The sequence below is a fragment of the Jejuia spongiicola genome (assembly GCF_023502325.1).
GTDB classification, from domain to species: Bacteria; Bacteroidota; Bacteroidia; order Flavobacteriales; family Flavobacteriaceae; genus Wocania_A; species Wocania_A spongiicola.
Genome location: NZ_JAMFLZ010000001.1, coordinates 558,242 through 578,284, shown reverse-complemented (window position 1 = coordinate 578,284; position 20,043 = coordinate 558,242). Strand labels below are relative to the sequence as shown.

General features: G+C 32.3%; 18 protein-coding genes and 1 tRNA gene. 13 read left to right on the top strand and 6 right to left on the bottom strand.

Annotated elements, in window-relative coordinates; all coding sequences use genetic code 11:
• The first annotated feature begins 9 nt into the window (after positions 1–9).
• The 3 genes from M3P09_RS02720 to M3P09_RS02710 all read left to right on the top strand — a co-directional run bounded on the left by M3P09_RS02720 (position 10) and on the right by M3P09_RS02710 (position 5,530).
• Complete coding sequence (locus tag M3P09_RS02720) at positions 10–4,149, top strand: DUF6443 domain-containing protein (RefSeq protein WP_249971922.1); 4,140 nt, start codon at positions 10–12, stop codon at positions 4,147–4,149.
• Positions 4,149–4,487: a hypothetical protein gene (locus M3P09_RS02715; RefSeq protein WP_249971921.1), complete on the top strand. Its 339-nt coding sequence runs from the start codon at positions 4,149–4,151 to the stop codon at positions 4,485–4,487. The genes M3P09_RS02720 and M3P09_RS02715 overlap by 1 nt, the downstream gene beginning before the upstream one ends.
• Positions 4,488–4,693: 206 nt before the next feature.
• Positions 4,694–5,530 (top strand): toxin-antitoxin system YwqK family antitoxin, encoded by an 837-nt coding sequence (locus M3P09_RS02710; protein ID WP_249971920.1) that lies wholly within the window; start codon positions 4,694–4,696, stop codon positions 5,528–5,530.
• 146 nt (positions 5,531–5,676) lie between these two features.
• On the opposite strand, the gene M3P09_RS02705 is transcribed toward M3P09_RS02710, so the two are convergent.
• From M3P09_RS02705 to trxA, 5 genes are all read right to left on the bottom strand, one after another.
• Entirely contained in the window at positions 5,677–6,882 is a 1,206-nt protein-coding gene (locus M3P09_RS02705; RefSeq protein ID WP_249971919.1) for a site-specific integrase, read from the bottom strand.
• A gap of 574 nt (positions 6,883–7,456) precedes the next feature.
• Positions 7,457–7,530, bottom strand: a tRNA-Asp gene (locus tag M3P09_RS02700).
• Positions 7,531–7,611: 81 nt separating this feature from the next.
• Positions 7,612–8,541, bottom strand: coding sequence for a DUF58 domain-containing protein (locus M3P09_RS02695; RefSeq protein ID WP_249971918.1), 930 nt, complete (start codon positions 8,539–8,541; stop codon positions 7,612–7,614).
• Between the two features lie 15 nt (positions 8,542–8,556).
• Positions 8,557–9,099, bottom strand: a complete 543-nt coding sequence (locus tag M3P09_RS02690; RefSeq protein ID WP_199099687.1) for a ClpP family protease — start codon at positions 9,097–9,099, stop codon at positions 8,557–8,559.
• 78 nt (positions 9,100–9,177) lie between these two features.
• Entirely contained in the window at positions 9,178–9,495 is a 318-nt protein-coding gene (gene trxA / locus M3P09_RS02685) for a thioredoxin (protein ID WP_099564750.1), read from the bottom strand.
• Positions 9,496–9,894: 399 nt separating this feature from the next.
• Between trxA and M3P09_RS02680 the strand changes: the two genes are divergently transcribed.
• From M3P09_RS02680 to M3P09_RS02650, 7 genes are all read left to right on the top strand, one after another.
• Positions 9,895–10,326: an SRPBCC family protein gene (locus M3P09_RS02680; RefSeq protein ID WP_099564751.1), complete on the top strand. Its 432-nt coding sequence runs from the start codon at positions 9,895–9,897 to the stop codon at positions 10,324–10,326.
• Positions 10,316–10,642, top strand: a complete 327-nt coding sequence (locus tag M3P09_RS02675; RefSeq protein ID WP_099564752.1) for an ArsR/SmtB family transcription factor — start codon at positions 10,316–10,318, stop codon at positions 10,640–10,642. The genes M3P09_RS02680 and M3P09_RS02675 overlap by 11 nt, the downstream gene beginning before the upstream one ends.
• Positions 10,643–11,056, top strand: coding sequence for an SRPBCC family protein (locus tag M3P09_RS02670; protein WP_249971917.1), 414 nt, complete (start codon positions 10,643–10,645; stop codon positions 11,054–11,056). It begins immediately after the preceding gene.
• 106 nt (positions 11,057–11,162) lie between these two features.
• Positions 11,163–11,396 carry a thioredoxin family protein gene (locus M3P09_RS02665; protein ID WP_099564754.1) on the top strand — a complete coding sequence of 78 codons (234 nt, stop codon included), beginning with the start codon at positions 11,163–11,165 and terminating at the stop codon, positions 11,394–11,396.
• Between the two features lie 51 nt (positions 11,397–11,447).
• Positions 11,448–12,167: a hypothetical protein gene (locus M3P09_RS02660; protein WP_249971916.1), complete on the top strand. Its 720-nt coding sequence runs from the start codon at positions 11,448–11,450 to the stop codon at positions 12,165–12,167.
• 2 nt (positions 12,168–12,169) lie between these two features.
• On the top strand, positions 12,170–12,433 hold the full coding sequence (locus M3P09_RS02655) for a DUF2024 family protein (protein WP_099564756.1): 264 nt from the start codon (positions 12,170–12,172) through the stop codon (positions 12,431–12,433).
• Positions 12,434–12,487: 54 nt separating this feature from the next.
• Positions 12,488–13,105, top strand: a complete 618-nt coding sequence (locus M3P09_RS02650) for a MarR family winged helix-turn-helix transcriptional regulator (protein ID WP_249971915.1) — start codon at positions 12,488–12,490, stop codon at positions 13,103–13,105.
• A 6-nt stretch (positions 13,106–13,111) separates the two neighbouring features.
• Here M3P09_RS02650 and dnaE read toward each other — a convergent pair whose 3' ends face one another.
• Complete coding sequence (gene dnaE / locus M3P09_RS02645) at positions 13,112–17,500, bottom strand: DNA polymerase III subunit alpha (RefSeq protein WP_249971914.1); 4,389 nt, start codon at positions 17,498–17,500, stop codon at positions 13,112–13,114.
• Positions 17,501–17,670: 170 nt separating this feature from the next.
• Between dnaE and M3P09_RS02640 the strand changes: the two genes are divergently transcribed.
• From M3P09_RS02640 to rimM, 3 genes are all read left to right on the top strand, one after another.
• Entirely contained in the window at positions 17,671–18,735 is a 1,065-nt protein-coding gene (locus M3P09_RS02640) for a lactonase family protein (protein WP_249971913.1), read from the top strand.
• A gap of 85 nt (positions 18,736–18,820) precedes the next feature.
• Complete coding sequence (locus M3P09_RS02635) at positions 18,821–19,339, top strand: 30S ribosomal protein S16 (RefSeq protein WP_249971912.1); 519 nt, start codon at positions 18,821–18,823, stop codon at positions 19,337–19,339.
• Positions 19,340–19,484: 145 nt separating this feature from the next.
• The gene (gene rimM / locus M3P09_RS02630; RefSeq protein ID WP_249971911.1) at positions 19,485–20,015 is read left to right on the top strand and encodes a ribosome maturation factor RimM; all 531 of its coding nucleotides are present in this window, start codon (positions 19,485–19,487) and stop codon (positions 20,013–20,015) included.
• Positions 20,016–20,043 lie beyond the last annotated feature (28 nt).

The window sequence follows — 20,043 nt, the reverse complement described above, 5'->3', positions numbered from 1 at the left end:
CATAAAACTATGTCATATCTTATAAAACATTTCGGTCCTTATAAAACGGTGCTAAGTATTCTATTTTTATTGGTATCAGTTCAGTTTACCCATGGTCAACTAGTTACAGGTCCTTCATCTGTTAACCCAAATAGTACGCATACTTATAACTTTGATACGGGTACTATATACAGCCCAAAGCTTAAATGGACAGTTACTGGAGGTTCTGTTTTATTAGCTGGTAAAAATGGAACAGAATACTTTGTAAATGTCCAATGGGGAGCAGCTGGTACAGGTACAGTTACCTGTAAATCTGGGCTAATCCTTTTAGGTAGTAAAACGGTAACTATAGGTGCTCCAGCTCCAGCAGCTCCGAGTATGCCTTCTGTAGCAAATTCTCCAGGATATACAAGACTTACTAGAGGTACACCTCCAACAGGTGAGGTTTGGTATTGGCAAAGTAGTTCGTCTGGAACAAGCACATCAAACCCATCTATTTATGTTGATAGACCTTATGGAACCACTCAGTATTTTATAAAAGCATACAATAGCTCTTCAAATCAATGGAGTGTCGCTACGACAATAAATTATACTGTAGATCCAGGTACCTCCTCTCCAGCCACAAATTTAAGTGACGAAAATTATATTCATTCCGTAACACCTCGAGTTGCAACAACTAATCCATCTATACTTACTAATGAGCAAAAAATTGAAACAGTAACTTATTTTGATGGCTTAGGTAGACCAATACAAAGTGTAGCCATCAGAGCAGGAGGTAATTATGAAGATGTTATCACTCATATGGAATATGATAACTTAGGAAGACAAAACAAAAGCTATTTACCTTACGCTTCTAGTACTGATACTGGAAACTATAGGACTAGTGCATTAACTGCTACCAATAGCTTTTATAATACTGCAAAATATGAAAACACTACAAACCCTTATGGTGAAACTCTTTTTGATGGTACACCATTAAATCTTGTGGTAGAACAAGCTGCTCCTGGAAATGACTGGAAGCAAGGTAACACTGAGGAACATACTATTAAAAATGAATATAAACTTATTGAAACTAGCGACTATGTTAGAAATTATAAAATAAATAATTCAAATGGAACACTTGTAGATAATGGCTATTATGCTATGGGTGAAGTTACAGTTCAAGGAGCATTTAACACTCCAAATGTTTTCAAGTTTATTACTAAAAATGAAAACTGGGTTACTGGTGATTTAAATGATAATACCATTCATACTTTTAAAGATTATCGTGGTAGAGTTATACTAAATAGAACTTTTGAAAATCAGGTTAAACATGATACGTATTATGTATACGACAGCTATGGGAACTTAGTATATGTATTGCCTCCTAAAGCTGATCCATCTACGGCTAAGCCAGATGCTACTGAACTATCTGAATTATGCTTTCAGTATAAATACGATGATAAAAACAGACTTATTGAAAAGAAAATACCAGGAAAAGGATGGGAATATATTGTGTATAATACATTAGACCAACCGGTGTTAACTCAAGATTCTGCATTAGATGCACAAGGAAAATGGTTGTTTACTAAGTATGATAGATTTGGAAGAGTCGCTTATACAGGGATAACAAATAATACCAGTTCTAGAAGTGCTTTACAAACGACCTTAGATGCAACAAGTTCTACTTATGTAACAAAAAGTTCTTCATCTATAAGCTTGGGAGGTGCAACAGTATATTATAACAATGGTGCATATCCAACAAGCATTGCAGAAATTCATACTATTAATTACTATGATGATTATACCTTTGATAAAGATGGATTAAGTTTACCTTCAAGTTATGAAGGACAAACTATTATAAACCATAATAACACCAATAAGCTTCTTACAAACGGTTTAGCTACAGGAAGCAAAGTTCGTATTTTAGACTCTAGTCCAGTAAAATGGATTACTACTATAACAGGATATGATGTAAAAGGACGTTCTATTTATGTAACAAGTAAAAATCAATATTTAAATACTACAGATATAATAAAAAGTAAATTAGATTTTGTGGGAGCAGTAGATAAAACTGAAACCTCTCATACTGGCAGTACAAGTGTTGATACTGAAGATTTGTTTACATACGATCATATGGGTAGATTAAATAAACAAACACAAGAGCTTAATAGCACTAACGTGTTGGAGGTTCTTGTAGATAATACCTATGATGAGCTAGGACAGCTTATAGGTAAAGGAGTTGGAGGTAAAACGACTCAAAGTAGATTACAAAATGTAGATTACAATTATAACATTCGTGGCTGGCTTAAAAGTATTAATAATGTGACAAGCCTAGGAACAGATCTATTTGGTTTTAAAATAAACTATAATACCATAGATCATCATTCTGGCAATGATAAAAAACAATATAATGGTAATATCTCAGAGATTGAGTGGAAAACTAGTAATGATAATGCGCTTCGTTGGTATAAATATGAGTATGATGATTTAAACAGAGTCACTTCTGCGGTAGATAATATTAATCGCTACAGTTTAAGTGGCATGCAATATGATAAAAATGGAAACATTACGAATCTTACTCGTAAAGGACATATTGTTGCAAACCCAGTGTCTACAACCAGTTCTCACTTTGGTAATATGGATGTATTAACTTATGACTATCTACCTAAAACTAATAAACTGTCAATAGTATCAGATACAGCTAATGACACTTATGGATTTAAAGACGACCAAATAGGTGGAGGTACCGATACTTCTGTTGATTATACTTATGATATTAATGGTAATATGAGCACAGATACCAATAAAGGTATTACAGCCATAACCTATAATCATCTAAATTTACCTACACAAGTCACCCTGGGATCTGGAAATATTTCTTACATTTACGATGCGTTAGGTACTAAATTAAGTAAAACTGTAGGTAGTACTATAACGTATTATGCTGGAAATTATCAGTACGAAGGTAGTTCTTTGAAATTTTTCAACCATGCTGAAGGTTATGTAGAACCTGATGGTTCTGGTGGTTATGATTATGTTTATCAGTTTACAGACCATTTAGGAAACATTAGGTTAAGCTATAAAGATATAAGTACTACTAGTACGCCTAATTTACAAATACAAGAGGAGAATAATTATTATCCATTTGGACTTAAACATAGAGGATACAATGGCGGAATTATTGGTAACGATCATAAATATGGTTTTGGTGGTAAAGAAGAACAGGATGATAATGTCTCAGGTAAACAGCTTGATTGGTTAGATTTTCATGCTAGAAATTATGATGCTGCTCTTGGTAGATGGATGAATTTAGATCCTTTAGCAGATTCTGAAATGCAGTTTAACCAGTCTCCTTATGCTTATACCTGGAATAATCCTGTTAATTTAACGGATTTTACCGGAATGCATCCTGATGATACAGAATATGATTGGAGAAAAGCAGCTAGAGCAGGTGAAACTGTTAATGTTTTAGGAGGTGGTCTTAGTTTTGATGGTAATTCTTTTACTGCAAAAGATGCGAGAGTACAAAAAACTAGTACTAAAGAGAAAACTACTAGTAATAATATAAATCAGCAAGAAAATTTAGAACCAGGAACTGTAATCCTTCCAGAAGTGGTTGTTGAAGGTAAAAGTAATCTTAGTTACAAAAGAGCTGCATTTCAAATACAAGCCAATATTCTTTCCACTAGTTATTATGACTATCTAAGATGGAACTTTTCTCAACGTGAAAACACTATGGCTGATAATTGGGCCACAGGTAATTTTATTCAAAGAGGTATTTATGAGACAGCAAATAGTTTTTCTATTTTCACTCAATCAATGAACCCTTTTGATAATCAAGTTACTAATTTAAGAGGTTCTTATGTTGGTCATAAGGATAATTCAGAGCATGGTGCTATTGTATCTGCTACACTTATTCCTATAGGTTCAGCGAAAATCGCAGCGGGGCCAACGAAAAATTGGATTAGAGGAGTATTTAAACCTCATAGATCTTATAGTAAGTTTTGGAGTACTAAAACAAAATGGTCAGTTAGTTGGGGAGCATCTCCTGCAAGGAATGGCAAATACCTAAAACAAATTCCGAGCTCAACATTAAGAAATTTAAACATAAAATTACGTCAAACAAGATTACCGTTTATTAAAAATTGGAGAACATTAGACAGGGGACATTTTCATATAAAATTATAATGAAATATTTAAAAGTTTATATAGCTCAAAATAAAAAAGAGAGTAGCTTATTTTTTAAAATTTATAGTGCGTTTTTTCCAAATTCATGTAATAAGTTGATTGATTTGAGTGATGTTTGGGTGCTCGAATTTAATGATGAAGGAATAATTAATAGAGAGGTTGGACTATCAAGTGAAATGAAGCCGTTAATTGCTATGCCAAATTCTAAATGTTATGGTTTTTTATCAGACACACAAATGACTTATAAAGATTTTTTTGATAAAAAGTTCAATTCAGAAAAGATTACCCCAGAAGTTTTTAAGAACTATTGGGATAATATGCAGGGTTCAAGTAGGTAGTATAGTGGTATAAATAATTAGTTGATGGTATTTTTTAATATATTAAATCTCTTATCCTCCTTTGCTACCATTAGTTTCTAATTAGGAAGGGTAAGAGTATTAGGTGATACAAATATATAAAGCTATATCATGAACATTTAATTTAATATCACTAGGTAGAGCCTAGGGTTAGTATGGAGTCTTATTGAATATAATTATTAAGATCAATGAAAAATCATTTTATGTTTTTATTTCTACTAGTTTTTATAACACCTTTTGCTATTGCGCAAAATACGTTTTATCAAGAGTTTTATAAAGATGGAACTTTAAAAGAATATGGAGAATTAATAAGTGATAAAAAAGAAGGACTATGGATCCATATTGATTCTATTGGTAAAATAGAAAGTATATCATGTTACTCAAAAGGCATAAAATTAAATATTGAGAATGTTAATTTTATTAAAGAATTATACATAGGAACTGATAGAGTTAAAGCTTTTGGAATAATTAAAAAGGCTAACAAGCATGGCATATGGACATTTTTTAGAAAAAATGGAACTTTACAGTCTGCTGGCTATTATGCTAATGGGGTGAAAGATGGAGCTTTTTATGTCTACCAGCCTGATGCTCAAATATCCAACAGTCAATTTTATAAAAATGGTTTGAAAGAAGGCGAATGGATTGATTACCATTATGGAGGAGTCATACATAATAAAACACAGTATAGTAATGATAAAATTGTAGACGGTGAGCAAATATATTATCACAGTAATGGAGAGGTTAAATTATTCAGTACTATATTAAATGACCACCTAATAGGGAAGTATATAGTATATTATGATACCGGACAAGTTTCTGTTGAAGGTCAATATACACAAGATGGAGATAAAGATGGTGAATGGAAGGAGTATTATCTAAATGGTAAGCTAAAAGAAAAATATACTTATAATCATGGGAGCTTTCATGGAAACTATATTAAATACTACGAAAGTGGTAAAGTAGAGAGTAAGGCATTTTATCAGAACAATAAGTTAGTTGGGAATATAATTTATTATGATGAATGATTTTCAATGAACTATCCTTCCAGTTATGCTAGTCTTTGACTAGTGACGACAAGAGTAAAACAATAACATATCAATATCTAAAATTAAAAGACAAGCGTACAATTAGTATACTTGCCTTTTTTTATAGCATATATTTTAAAGAGAAGCTAACCACTCCCCTTTAACCTTCTCACCTCCAAACTAATCCTCTTTTCTACAACTTTACCATAACTCTCCTGAGTAGTCTGCATTTTACTATGTCCTAATAACCTACTAACAACTTCCATAGGTACATTATTAAATAACAATACAGTACTAGCAAAAGTCTTTCTAGCAATATGATGTGTTAAGTTAAATTCTATACCAACTACATCAGCAATCTCCTTTAAATAAGCGTTAAACTTAGTATTAGACATTCTAGGAAACACATATTCATTAGCTTCATCATCATACCTATCTTTAATCTCTTTAGCTTTTGGCAATAATGGCACTTTATAGCTTCTAGTTGTTTTATTTCTATAAATGTTTAACCATAATTCTCCATCAAATTCAATAGTAATATTTTGCTTCTTTAGATTTACCATTTCTTTAAACCCTAAACCTGTATAACAACAAAAAACAAACATGTCTTTAATCTGTTGTATTCTCTTGATTTTAAAGCTAGTTTCTTCAAGTTTTTTAAGCTGCTCAGGTGATAGAAATAACACTTCCTTTTTAACTCTTTTAGCTTTGTACAACATAAATGGATCTTTAGCTAAATAATCTTCTGCTACAGCATATCTAATCACTCTTCTAAACCTCTGAATAGCCTTATTTAAGGTGCTTTGTTGGAACTTCTTTTCAGTCTTGAGGAAATACTCATAATGCTCTATAAAACTGCTTTTAAGCACCTTTAATTGGATATCTTTTTGCTTATGTTTATGCTTAATAAAAGCCTGTAAATGTCTTCCAGATTCAAGATATTTAGTATAAGTTACAATCTGTATATCTATACCAATAAGTTTCTTAATTCTAGCACTATGTAAGTTATACACTTCCATAACACCAAACTCCTTTTTAGGGGTTTCACCTTTGTACTGTTTATAGATATCATCTACACTAAAATCACTTCCTCTAACTTGTAGAAATAAAAAAGCCTGAGTAAGATTTGTTCTTATCAGGCTTAATTGTGTGTTTATGAGTTCTGCATCTGGTTCATCTGGGTTTACTAACTGTTGTTTACTATTCCAATTAATTAAAATTATGAATCTTCCAGTAGAAAATTGTTTTCTTTGCTTTAAATAAGTAAGTCTGCACATAATAACAGATTTACCATATTTATTCTTTGATTTTTTATTGAGATAAAATAATATGTTTAGTTTTGATTTATTCATTTTGATTAGTTTATGGTTAGAAAATTCAAAATAGCATCTTATTTAAACACATCACTATATGTTCTATTTTGCTATTTATTTTTTATTGTTAATACTACTGTAAGCTTAACTATATTGTTAATTACAACTACTTTCTCTTTAGTAGTTACAGTGAAAGGAATGAGAAAAAAAATTGGCAGATCATTCTATATAATAGCATCCTTTCCTTTTATTATTAGTTGTGTTGCTATTTTTCTTTTTGTGACTGGGCTGTGGTTTTACATTGGGTATTGGCTTGGGTTGATTCCTTTTGCTCCAAACTATTAGTATCATATTATTTTAGTTATACCTAGAAGGATTTTGGTATACCTGAACCTATACCTTTTTTGAAGAAAAACTTGTCAAAGTTGGCAGAATACAAACTTGTATAAAACAAAAAAGCATCCCAATCTTCAATAAAGAAAAAAGGAAAGCTTCTCATTGGAATACCAAATTAACTTTGGTATAACTACGTCCTAGATTTCTCTAGGAACAACACAACTTCATTTAATTGCCAAAAAAAGCCCTAATCTCTTAGAGCTTTTAGCAATACTTGCGGTCTGGACGGGACTCGAACCCGCGACCTTCGCCGTGACAGGGCGACATTCTAACCAACTGAACTACCAGACCGTTGCATTATTGCGGTTGCAAATATACACGCCTTTTTTTATATCTCAAATCTTTTTTTGAGTTTTTTAAAGAATATTTTTTCTAAATAAACTTTTGACGTTCTATCATGTATGTTGTGAGGATGTTATTAAAATTTTTATTAATATCTGCCTCAACATATTTTATCTTGTATTGAGCACATTTTAATTGTAAAGCATCAAAATAATCAATTACCGCTTTACTATAACTTTCTTTAATTGAATCTGCATACAAATTAATATGCTCTCCAGTTTCTACATCAATAAAGCGTTTAGGCTTATTATCAAAATCAAACTTTAATTCTTTGTCTTTATCAATTACATGAAATAAAATAACTTCATGTTTATTATATTTTAAATGTCTTAGCGCTTCAAAAAGCTTAGTTTGATCTTTTAAAGTTTGAAACATATCTGTAAACAAAAAAATCATCGACCTTCTATGAATCTTTTCTGCTATTTGGTGTAAATACTTATACGTTTCAGTAGTTTTATTTAAAGGTTTAGAAACTACAGCATCACTTAGTTTATTTAATAACATTTGATGATGACGCTCGCTACCCTTTTCTGGAGCATAAAAATCGTAATCATCACTATAAATACTTAAGCCTACAGCGTCGCGTTGTTTTTTAAGCATATGCATTAACGAAGCCGAAGCCAGTGCCGAAAAACCTATTTTATTTAGATTATCTATTGAAAAACTATCCATTTCAGGATAATGCATCGAACTACTATTATCTAAAATAATATGACAGCGCAAATTAGTTTCATCATCATACCGCTTAGTATAAAGCTTATCTGTTTTAGCAAACAGTTTCCAATCTATATGTCGTGTACTTTCGCCTTGATTGTATATTTTATGCTCAGCAAATTCTGCTGAAAACCCATGAAACGGACTTTTATGCATTCCTGCAATAAAACCCTCCACAACTTGTTTAGCAAGTAATTCTAAGTTTTTAAACCCGCTTGCCTTATTAAGTTCGTGCTGTAAATTCATGGCTTTTAAATATACTTATTTTAAAACGGCATCAACAATACCATAAGCAACAGATTCATCTGCACCCATCCAATGGTCGCGATTAAAATCTTTCATTATTTTATCAAAAGTTTGCCCACAATTATCAGCTAATATTTGTGCACTTAATTCTTTAGTTAACACAATTTCCTTTGCAGTAATTTCAATATCACTTGCCTGCCCACGAGCACCACCACTAGGTTGGTGTATCATAACACGAGCATGCGGTTGTATAAATCGTTTTCCTTTTTCTCCAGCAGATAATATAATTGACCCCATTGAAGCTGCAAATCCAGTACAAATTGTAGACACTGGACTTTTAATAGATTTCATACAATCGTAAATGGCAAACCCCGATGTTACATAGCCTCCAGGGCTATTAACATATAAATGTATAGTTTCATTAGACAAAGCATCTAAATACAATAATCTATCAACAACATGTTTTGCAGAATCATCATCAACCTGCCCCCATAAAAACACTTTACGTTCTTCAATTAATTTGCTATCAATAGCGTTTTGAACTTTATTTTCACTCATAATAATTATTTTGCATCTAAAATAAAAAAAGGTTCACCATAAATGGCAAACCTTTTCATTTTTCTTTTTAATTATCTACTACAAAAGCGCATCGATAGCTTCAGTATAAGCATTTTTAGGTGCAACACCTACTTGTCTACCAACAACTTCTCCGTTTTGAAAAACTAAAACAGTAGGGATGTTACGTACACCATATTTTGCAGCAAACTCTTGGTTAGCATCAACATCTACTTTCCCTACAACAGCTTTACCATCATATTCACCACTTATTTCTTCAATAATAGGTCCAACCATTCTACATGGTCCGCACCAAGCTGCCCAAAAGTCAACCAAAACTGGTTTATCACTTTTTAATACTGTTTCTTCAAACGTTGCATCCGTTATTTCTAATGCCATAATATTATATTTTAATCTGTTTTACTTTAAAATTTATTTACAAACTTAGTCAAAATATTTTCTATAGCTTACAACCAAACTATTTGTTTTATTTATATCCTTATTGTTTAAGGTTATTTTTGTATTTGGGCGCATCATTTTAATAAAAATGTCAGGCTATCCGCTATATCTTTCTTGTGCTTAAAATACTTCATGTATCCCATAAAGTGTTTCCTCCTATCATAAAACAAATTCCATCACACTTATTATTAAGCACAAAAAAGGATGCCGCTACTATCCTTTGCGCAAATTCACATTTTAATTCAAATTAATTTTACGCAACCAAAAAGTTGCGTATTTAAAATATTTATTTTAGTTTAGCAACCGAAAAGTTGCATATTAATTAAAAAACAAATAATTATGAATGATGTTATTAAAAAAGAAACCGTTTTAAATCATGCTATAGATGTGGTTTGGAATGCTATTACAAAAGCCGAAGAAATCTCTACCTGGTTTATCCCAGCAGATTTTAAAGCAGAAAAGGGTTATAAGTATACATTTACGTCTCCTCCAAACGAAAAAGGTTGTACAGTAATAAGTGGTGAGGTTAAAAATGCGAGTCCGTATGTACTTATATACACATGGATAGTTGCCGATACAAAAGTTGAAACTACTGTTAAATGGGAACTAGAAACAACAAGTAATGGCACTAAATTATCTTTGGAGCATTCCGATATTTCTAACTATGCAGGAGAAACAGCAGTTGCTATGTTTGAAAGCTTTAACGGCGGATGGGATAATTGTATTTCTGGTTTAACAAGCTATTTAAAACAAGAAGTTAATGCAGGATAAAATAACAAGACTATTTAAAGCCATTGCAGATCCAACAAGGCGTGATATTTTTCACGCCTTAGTGATTGCAACTTCAGCATTGTCTATCACTCAAATATCAAATCAATTTGATATCACAAGACAAGGTGTTACTAAACATATAAAAACTTTGGAAGAGGCTGGTTTGGTTTATATTAACACACAAGGAAGAGAACGTTTTTGTAATGCCAATGCAAAACCACTTAAGGAAGTTAATAAGTGGATTAAGTTTTACGAACAATTCTGGGATGATAAGCTTCAGAATTTAGAAGATTTCTTAAACACAAAAAACAGCTAAATGATTGATTCAAGAACAAACTATTCTCATCAAATTGAATTTTCTTCAAGCCCTAAACAAGTTTTTTATGCTTTAAATGACGGCATTCATAACTGGTGGGGAAAAACAAGTAATTCTCAATTTAAAACTGGCGGTCAATTTACTATTACTTTTGAAAATGAATATTGGTGGACATTTAAAATTCTTGAATACACCCCAAACAAAGAGTTGGTTTGGAAATGTATTGGTGGCGAACCCAATTTTAATAAAGAATGGGTTGGGCATGTGTTACATTGGCAAATAGAAGAAAAAGAAACCAAAACTATTCTTAATTTCAATCAGATTGGTTTAACACCAGAGCTTCATTGTTTTGAAGTTTGTTCCTCAACATGGGATATGTTTATAACCCAAAAGCTAAGAGCGTTTTTAACCTAAACAGTTGTAAATTTTTAATGGTTAATTCAAAAAAAATAATAAAATATTTTAATTAGTTAGGATTCCTTACTATATTTGTATCATAATTAATTTAAAACATAAAATTATGAGTAAATCAGTTTTTTATCACGCAGGGTGCCCTGTATGTATTAGTGCAGAACACGACATTATTGAACTAATAGGTAAAGACAACGTCGACATTGTACATTTTGGAGAAGACAATTCAAGAATTAACGAAGCAGAAAATGCTGGTGTAAAATCAGTTCCTGCTTTGGTAACGCCAAACGGAAATGTGCTGCATATTAATTTTGGAGCTTCAATGGAAGCCGTAAAAGGATAATTTTTTTATCACAATTAGTTAGGAATCCTAATTTATAAAACATATCATATTATGAAATCAATAGTATTATTTGTAGTAACCCTATTTCTATTCACAGTAAGTTGTATAAGTCAAAGTAATGAATATCAAAACGATAATTTCTCAATTACAACCACCAAGATTACCCATGATTCAAATTTAGGAATTACAGTTTGGGAGATCGCTGTAAAAGGTAACGCAGGCGAAACAGTCCCTAAAAAAGCAGGCCAATTAGATGGAGCTCCCGTTTTGGGTTACGTATTCCCTACAAGTTTAAAGTCAACTGACGTAGGTTTCAATCAAACCGAAGGTATTGTTGCGCTTGCGCTAACTTCGCATCCAGATTTTGATGATACACCTCTTTGGGATGAAAATTCAGATTCAATCTACGATAATGATGGCGTAATTTGGCATCCGCATTGGGTAGTTTTAGTTGAAGATAAGCGTGTAAAAGGGGGGCTTTCGGTAAAACAGTTTAATAAAGGCGACAAATCTGTAGTATTACCGCCTACAAACCCAGGAATGCCAATGTATATGGATTCTCCTGGTTACTCCGTAATTACAAAAGCTAACTCGATTAAAGTAATTATTCCAGATTATAGGATAAATCATAAAACCGATTTTAATTTTGATGCCGTAACAGCTTTTATGAAAGTTAACACGAGTAAAGAAAACTTTCCAATGCTCGGGGTTTATGAAGTTTTTACCGTTGCAAGTGGCGATTTATCATTACCTTATAAAGTAAAGCAATAATTATGAAAGTTTCAGTTTGGGATACATACGTAAAAAGAGAAAATGGTAAACTAATGCATTTTGATATTTTAGTTCCAAATAAGTTAAATGATGAGCAAATCATTTTAAATTTTGGTACAACTTATTTAGAAAGTAAAACTTTTAAAACAGAACGGATATCATCAAAAATATGCAAGTTTTGTCATATTGAACAAGCTACAGATGCTATTATAAATGATATTAAAAATAAAGGCTTTTCAATTATTGAAATGGAAAATTGTGACTAATTTAATTAGGATTACTAACTTTGCCTGTCGATACCATTCGGCAGGCTTTTATTTATGAGTGATAGTATTTTTAATCCCAATCATCAAGAAATTGATATTTCCAGTAAAATTGTAGCTGGTTTGGAACGTATTTCTGAAGCCTTTAAGGTTTTGCTTTGGGAAAAGGCTAAACTGTTAGGCTTAAGCCCTATTCAAATTCAAATACTCATCTTTATAAGCTATCATAAACTTGAGTTTTGCAATGTAAGCCATCTTGCTAAAGAATTCAACATTACTAAACCCACAATAAGCGATGCTGTTAAAGTTTTAGTTAAAAAAGAATTAATTAAAAAAGTATTTTCTTCATCAGATAGTAGAAGTTATGCAATACAATTATCAAATTCTGGTAAAGCTATAGTTTCTGAAACCGAAAATTTTGCACAGCCATTAAAAAAACAATTAACTGCCATTGATAATGGAAGTTTAGAGTCTACTTTTAATACGCTTAGTAAACTCATTTACAAACTAAATCAAATAGGTGTTTTAACGGTTCAACGTACATGCTATGGTTGTAAATTTTATCAAAAAAAAGCTAATCAACACTTTTGTAATTTATTAGAAAAAGAATTAAAAAACTCTGAAATCCGTATTGATTGTGTTGAGTTTGAAGAAAAAGCTCAGAATGCGGTTTGATGAATATCAATTTAACTTAAACCTAACATCTTGTGTTTCCAGCGCGTCTAAAAGCTCTTGAGATACTTTTACTTTTTGCTTTCTACTTGGCATTGTTAATTTTATTTTCTCTTTTGTATCGTACACTAAAAAATTAAGCATTTGGTTTCCTGGATGCATATTTAACAAATCCTTTAAAGCCATTATCTTCTGTTCGTTTAAGTCTTTTATATCTACTTGAATGGATAATTTTTTTGCATAATTTTCCATCACATCGTGCAACAATTGAAAACTATTAAACTGCAATCGCGGATCGCTTTTCTTACCTGTATCTTTATTCACCCATCCTTCTCGGACAAAAGTTTTAACGAAAACAAAGTTGTTTTTCATTAAAAAATGACGAAACTTTAAGTATTCCTCTCCAAAAATTCTAAACTCAAAACTATCAGTATAATCTTCAATCGTAAATAATGCCCAACCTTTTCCTTGTTTACTTACACGGTGTTGTACATCGGTTACTACACCCCCAAAAACAAGTTCTCTATTTACATAAGGCTCTAAACCATTAAACATCGCCAATGCTGCATTGCAAAAAGTTTTCATTTCGGTTTTAAAATCATCTAGTGGGTGACCAGATATATAAACTCCAACAACTTCACGTTCTTTACTCAGTTTCTCCATAGTACCCCACTCTTCACAAGGTGGCACTTCTGGTTCTGCTATCTGAACGTCGCTAGCTTCACCAAACAAACTTACTTGTGCAGAGTTTTCGTTTTCTTGATGTTTATGTGCATACTTTATTGCTTTTTCTAAAAAAGTAATTCCATCACCATCATCATGAAAATATTGTGCTCTATGCGTGTCGGCCAAACCATCAAAACCACCTGCCAAAGCTAAATTTTCAAAAGCTTTTTTATTAGCAGCTCGTAAGTCTATTCGTTTTGCGAAATCGAAAATCGATTTATAATGCCCATCTTTTTTCCTGTTTTCAACAATAGTCATAACAGCTCCATGTCCAACACCTTTTATAGCTCCCATACCAAAACGCACAGCATAATCTTTGTTTACCGAAAACTTGTAAAAAGATTCGTTAACATCAGGACCTAAAACATCTAATTTCATGCGCTTACACTCTTCCATAAAAAAGGTTACCGATTTGATATCGTTCATATTATTTGACAAAACCGCTGCCATATATTCAGCAGGATAATGCGCTTTTAAATAGGCTGTTTGATAAGCTATCCAAGCATAACATGTTGAGTGAGATTTATTAAAAGCATAACTTGCAAAAGCTTCCCAATCTTTCCATACCTTCTCTAAAACCTTTGCATCATGACCATTAGCACTTGCCTGTTCAACAAATTTGGGCTTCATTTTATCAAGTACAGCAATCTGCTTTTTTCCCATCGCCTTACGCAAAACATCGGCTTCACCTTTGGTGAAATCTGCCAGCTTTTGCGACAATAGCATTACTTGCTCTTGATATACTGTAATTCCATAAGTTTCTTTTAAATACTCTTCCATCGCGGGTAAATCGTATTCAATATCCTCATCGCCATGCTTTCTACGCACAAAACTTGGAATATATTCCATTGGCCCTGGACGATACAACGCATTCATTGCTATTAAATCTTCAAAAACGGTAGGTTTTAAATCTTTTAGATGTTTTTGCATTCCAGGAGATTCATATTGGAAAACACCAACTGTTTCTCCCTTTTGAAAAAGCTCATAAGTCTTTTCGTCATCTAATGGAAAATTATCCGGATCGAGTAAAATACCATGCTTAGCTTTTACAATTTTTACCGTGTCTTTAATTAGAGTTAATGTTTTTAAACCCAAGAAATCCATTTTCAATAATCCGGCATCTTCCACCACGGAGTTGTCAAACTGCGTAACATACAAATCAGAGTCTTTTGCTACAGATACGGGAACGAATTTGGTAATATCATCTGGGGTAATAATAACTCCACAGGCATGAATACCAGTATTTCTTACCGACCCTTCAAGTGCTCTCGCCGTATTAACCGTTTCGGCTTCTAAATCGTCTCCTTCAGATATATTTAAAAGCTGATTCACTTTTTCTAAATCTTCAGCTCTAAATTTTTTGCTTAATTCTTTTTCATCTAAACCAAAAATTTTCCCGAGTTTAGACATTGTAGGAATTAATTTGGCAATTCTATCAGCATCAAACAAAGGCAAATCAAGTACTCTAGCGGTATCTCGAATAGAAGATTTGGCTGCCATTGTACCGTAGGTAATAATTTGAGCTACCTGATTGCTTCCATATTTTTCAATCACATAATCCATCACACGGCTTCGACCTTCATCATCAAAGTCAATATCAATATCTGGCATACTAATACGATCTGGATTTAAAAAACGCTCAAAAAGTAAATCGTACTTTAATGGGTCTATATTAGTAATCCAAAGACAATATGCTGCTACGGAACCGGCAGCCGAACCTCGACCAGGTCCAACAGAGACATCCATATTTCTAGCCTCACGAATAAAATCTTCAACAATTAAAAAATATCCTGGATAACCTGTGTTTTCTATAACGCTTAACTCAAAATCTAAACGCTCTGTAACTTCCTCAGTAAGTACTTCTCCATAACGTTTTTTTGCACCTTCATAAACCAGATGTTTTAAATAGGCATTTTCACCTCGTTTACCTCCGTCTGCTAAATCTTCATCATGCATAAACTCCTCTGGAATATCAAAAGCTGGCAATAATACGTCTCGAGCTAATTGATACGCTTCTACTTTATCAATAACTTCTTTTACATTTAAAATCGCTTCAGGAACATCTTGAAACAATTTTTTCATACTATCTGATGACTTAAAATAATACTCTTGATTTGGTAATCCGTAACGATATCCTCGACCTCGTCCTATAGGTGTAGCTTGTTTTTCTCCATCTTTTACACAAAGCAAAATATCATGTGCGTTAGCATCTTCTTGCTTTTGGTAATAGGTATTGTTGGTAGCGACCAACTTAACATTATGCTTTTTTGCTAATTGTATTAAAGTAGGATTTACTCGATTTTCATCTTCTTGGTTATGGCGCATTAATTCGACATACAAATCATTTCCAAACTCATTCTTCCACCAAAGCAAAGCTTCTTCAGCTTGATTTTCGCCAATATTTAAAACTTTACTTGGAACTTCTCCATATAAATTTCCAGTTAGCACTATTAAATCTTCTTTATACTGCTGAATTAGTTTTTTATCAATTCGAGGTAAATAATAAAAACCGTCAACAAAAGCATGTGATGATAACTTTGCTAGGTTATGGTATCCGTTTTTATTTTTAGCTAACAGTACAATTTGGTAACCGTTATCTTTTCTTGTTTTATCTAAGTGGTTTTCGCATACAAAAAACTCACAGCCAATAATCGGTTTTATTTCTTTGTCTACAACTATTTCTCCTGTTTCTTCTGCAGATTTAATTTTTGTTTTAACACCGCTATTGTGCTTGTTTACTGCATTTACAAAATGAAAAGCCCCCATCATATTTGCATGATCTGTTAATGCTACTGCGGGCATGTTGTATTCGGCTGCTGCCGAAACAATATCAGACACACTCATAGTAGATTGTAGTACAGAAAATTGTGAATGATTATGCAAGTGAACAAAATCAGCATCAGCTAAATCAGAGACGTTTTGCTCAATTTCTTCCGAAGAAATATTAGTAATTTGAGCCTTTTGTAATCGTTCATTAATTTTAGCGCTTTCTTTTTTAAGATTGATGTGCTTTAATCCTATAAGCTGAATAGTTTCAGGGTTGGACTCCTTAAATTTTTGAAAAAAATCAGGTTCAACATCAAGTTGTTCTTTTGTATATTCTCCTAAACGGATTAATTCTAAAAAACATCGCGTTGTCGCCTCAACATCGGCAGTAGCATTATGCGCTTCAGCAAAAGGCGTGTTAAATAAAAACTCGTGAAGCTCGGTCAATGTTGGCAACTTAAATTTACCGTAACGGCCTCCAGGAATTTGACATAAACTAGCAGTATGTTCAGTACAAGTGTCTAAAACCGGTAATTCTTGTAATGGATTAGCGACATTTCCCCTCACAAATTCGGCACCCATAATATTCAAATCAAACTTTACATTTTGCCCAACTACAAATTTGGTTTTGCTTAATGCTTCATTAAATTTTTCTAAAACTTCAGCCAAAGGCACCCCTTGTTCTTGTGCTAGTTCGGTAGAGATTCCATGAATTTTTTCTGCATCATAAGGAATATTAAACCCTTCTGGTTGTACTAAATAATCTTGATGGTCAATACAATTTCCCATAGCATCATGCAATTGCCACGCAATTTGTATACACCTTGGCCAATTATCAGTATCGGTAATTGGTGCATCCCAACGCTTTGGTAATCCGGTAGTTTCTGTATCGAAAATTAAGTACATTCTTTGTGTTTATTTATTGATGCGGTTATTTGTAGAGTCGCAAATAATGAGCTTATAAAAATACATATAAAAATGAGTTTGTTAAAGTGAAGTTATAAACAGTTGTAAACAAGTTTCGTGATTAGTAATCAATAAAATTATTCTATTTTAGAGGTTTTAAAAACTTACCCATGAAATTTAAAATGTGCATATTCCTTTTTTCAGTTTGTTTACTAAATTGTTCAAAACCCAAAAACTCTACTTTATATGTTGGTACTTATACCAATGGTGATAGCGAAGGTGTTTATCAATTTCAATTTAATTCTGAAACTGGCGAGCTAAACAAAAAGCAACTAGCATCTGTCTCCGAAAACCCTTCTTTTATAACATATTCACCAGACAAAAAATATATTTATGCTGTTAATGAAAATCAAGAGGGTGCTATATCTGCATTTAAAGTTGAAGATGATAAAACCTTAACTTTTATAAATAAGGTTAAAACCAATGGGGCACATCCGTGTCATGTAGCAATCAATAAACAAGGAGATAAAGCTGTAGTTTCTAATTATACTGGCGGAAATTTCTCATTATATAATATAAAAACTGATAGTGCTTTATCAGATGCTTTTCAGATAATAGATCATAAAACCGATAGCCTTATTTCCCATGCACATTCGGCTCAGTTTTTTAAAGACGATTTGTATGTCGCAGATTTAGGGCTAAATGCTGTTTATCAATACAAGTTAAATGGCACCAATTATAAATTGGAGGATTCTTCTATTGTAAAAATGCCACATAATGCGGGTCCTCGGCATTTCTCTTTAACTAAAGATGGTCAATTTATATATATAATAAACGAGTACTCAAATACAGTTACTTCAGCTAAAAAAACAGAAAATGGATTTGAGTTTATAGAAAATGTTTCAACACTTACTGATGATTTCAAAGAAAAAAGTTACTGTGCAGATATTCATTTATCTAGTGATGAGAAGTTTTTGTACGGCTCAAACCGTGGCGAAAACTCTATTGTTGTTTTTAAAAGAGACATAACTACAGGTAAACTTGATAAAGTTCAGAACATAAGTGTTCATGGAGATTGGCCTCGTAATTTCACTATAGATCCCTCAGGTAAATTCTTATTGGTTGCCAATCAAAAAAGTCATAATATTTCTGTTTTTAAAATTGATGATATTAATGGAACTCTTACCTTTTTACATTCAATAGAACTCCCTTCTCCAGTATGCTTATTATTCTAATATAAAATATTGATAATTAAAAAAATATAGTATCTTTGCGCCCTCATTAATAACCGAGGTCGAGAACCTCAAATAATTAATTATTATGCCAGTAAAAATTAGATTACAAAGACACGGTAAAAAAGGGAAACCTTATTATTGGATAGTTGCAGCAGATGCACGTTCAAAAAGAGATGGTAAATACTTAGAGAAATTAGGTGCTTACAATCCAAACACAAACCCAGCAACTGTTGAATTAGACGTTGATGGTGCTGTAAAATGGCTACAGAATGGTGCACAACCAACTGATACAGCTAAAAACTTATTATCTTATAAAGGTGCTTTACTAAAAAATCATCTTGTAGGTGGTGTAAGAAAAGGAGCTTTAACTGAAGAGCAAGCAGAAGCAAAATTTACTGCTTGGTTAGAAGAAAAAACAAGCAAAGTACAAGCTAAAGCTGACGGTTTATCTGAAGCTGACGCTAAAGCTAAAGCTGAGGCATTAGCAGCTGAAAAAGCTGTTAACGAAGCAAGAATAGCTGCGGCTGCTCCTGTTGTTGAAGAAGAAGTAGCTGAAGAAGCTGCTCCTGCTGTTGAGGCTGAAGCTTCAAACGAAGAAGAATAAAAACATTTATTTTTTTATACTTTTAAACTCCGATAGCTACTATCGGAGTTTTTTATATCCAAAAATGTCACATCGAGCGCAGTCGAGATACAATCAACCTGACATTTAAATAGTTCTCGACTGCACTCGAACAGATAAATTCAAAATGAAAAAAGAAGATTGTTTTTATTTAGGAAAAATTGTAAAAAAATACAGTTTTAAAGGTGAGGTTTTAGCAAAATTAGATACCGATCAGCCAGATATTTATGAACATTTAGATGCTATTTTTTTAGACTTGCGACATAATCTAGTGCCCTTTTTTGTTGAAAGTTCGCAACTACATAAGTCTGAATTGCTACGTATTAAATTTGAAGATGTAGATACTGAAGCCGATGCCGATGCTATTATGAAAAGTCATTTATATTTACCATTAAATTTGCTTCCTAAACTTGAAGGTGATAAGTTTTATTTTCATGAAGTTATTGGATTTACTATTGAAGATAAAAACTTCGGTGAAGTTGGTATATTAAAAAGCATTAATGATTCTACAGCACAATCTCTTTTTGAAATTGACAGAAGTGGCATTGAGATTTTAATACCCATGAATGATGAGTTTATTTTAAAAGTAGACCGAGAAAACAAAACTATTTTGGTTGAAACTCCAGAAGGACTGATAGATTTATATTTAGAAAAATAGCAGTGCAAAAAAAGCCATTTACTTTTAA

Excerpts from the sequence above, each read along its gene's own strand:
- M3P09_RS02720 (WP_249971922.1), top strand. The coding sequence starts at position 10 with ATGTCATATCTTATAAAACATTTCGGTCCTTATAAAACGGTGCTAAGT.
- M3P09_RS02715 (WP_249971921.1), top strand. The coding sequence starts at position 4,149 with ATGAAATATTTAAAAGTTTATATAGCTCAAAATAAAAAAGAGAGTAGC.
- M3P09_RS02710 (WP_249971920.1), top strand. The coding sequence starts at position 4,694 with ATGAAAAATCATTTTATGTTTTTATTTCTACTAGTTTTTATAACACCT.
- M3P09_RS02705 (WP_249971919.1), bottom strand. The coding sequence starts at position 6,882 with ATGAATAAATCAAAACTAAACATATTATTTTATCTCAATAAAAAATCA.
- M3P09_RS02695 (WP_249971918.1), bottom strand. The coding sequence starts at position 8,541 with ATGAATTTACAGCACGAACTTAATAAGGCAAGCGGGTTTAAAAACTTA.
- M3P09_RS02690 (WP_199099687.1), bottom strand. The coding sequence starts at position 9,099 with ATGAGTGAAAATAAAGTTCAAAACGCTATTGATAGCAAATTAATTGAA.
- trxA (WP_099564750.1), bottom strand. The coding sequence starts at position 9,495 with ATGGCATTAGAAATAACGGATGCAACGTTTGAAGAAACAGTATTAAAA.
- M3P09_RS02680 (WP_099564751.1), top strand. The coding sequence starts at position 9,895 with ATGAATGATGTTATTAAAAAAGAAACCGTTTTAAATCATGCTATAGAT.
- M3P09_RS02675 (WP_099564752.1), top strand. The coding sequence starts at position 10,316 with ATGCAGGATAAAATAACAAGACTATTTAAAGCCATTGCAGATCCAACA.
- M3P09_RS02670 (WP_249971917.1), top strand. The coding sequence starts at position 10,643 with ATGATTGATTCAAGAACAAACTATTCTCATCAAATTGAATTTTCTTCA.
- M3P09_RS02665 (WP_099564754.1), top strand. The coding sequence starts at position 11,163 with ATGAGTAAATCAGTTTTTTATCACGCAGGGTGCCCTGTATGTATTAGT.
- M3P09_RS02660 (WP_249971916.1), top strand. The coding sequence starts at position 11,448 with ATGAAATCAATAGTATTATTTGTAGTAACCCTATTTCTATTCACAGTA.
- M3P09_RS02655 (WP_099564756.1), top strand. The coding sequence starts at position 12,170 with ATGAAAGTTTCAGTTTGGGATACATACGTAAAAAGAGAAAATGGTAAA.
- M3P09_RS02650 (WP_249971915.1), top strand. The coding sequence starts at position 12,488 with ATGAGTGATAGTATTTTTAATCCCAATCATCAAGAAATTGATATTTCC.
- dnaE (WP_249971914.1), bottom strand. The coding sequence starts at position 17,500 with ATGTACTTAATTTTCGATACAGAAACTACCGGATTACCAAAGCGTTGG.
- M3P09_RS02640 (WP_249971913.1), top strand. The coding sequence starts at position 17,671 with ATGAAATTTAAAATGTGCATATTCCTTTTTTCAGTTTGTTTACTAAAT.
- M3P09_RS02635 (WP_249971912.1), top strand. The coding sequence starts at position 18,821 with ATGCCAGTAAAAATTAGATTACAAAGACACGGTAAAAAAGGGAAACCT.
- rimM (WP_249971911.1), top strand. The coding sequence starts at position 19,485 with ATGAAAAAAGAAGATTGTTTTTATTTAGGAAAAATTGTAAAAAAATAC.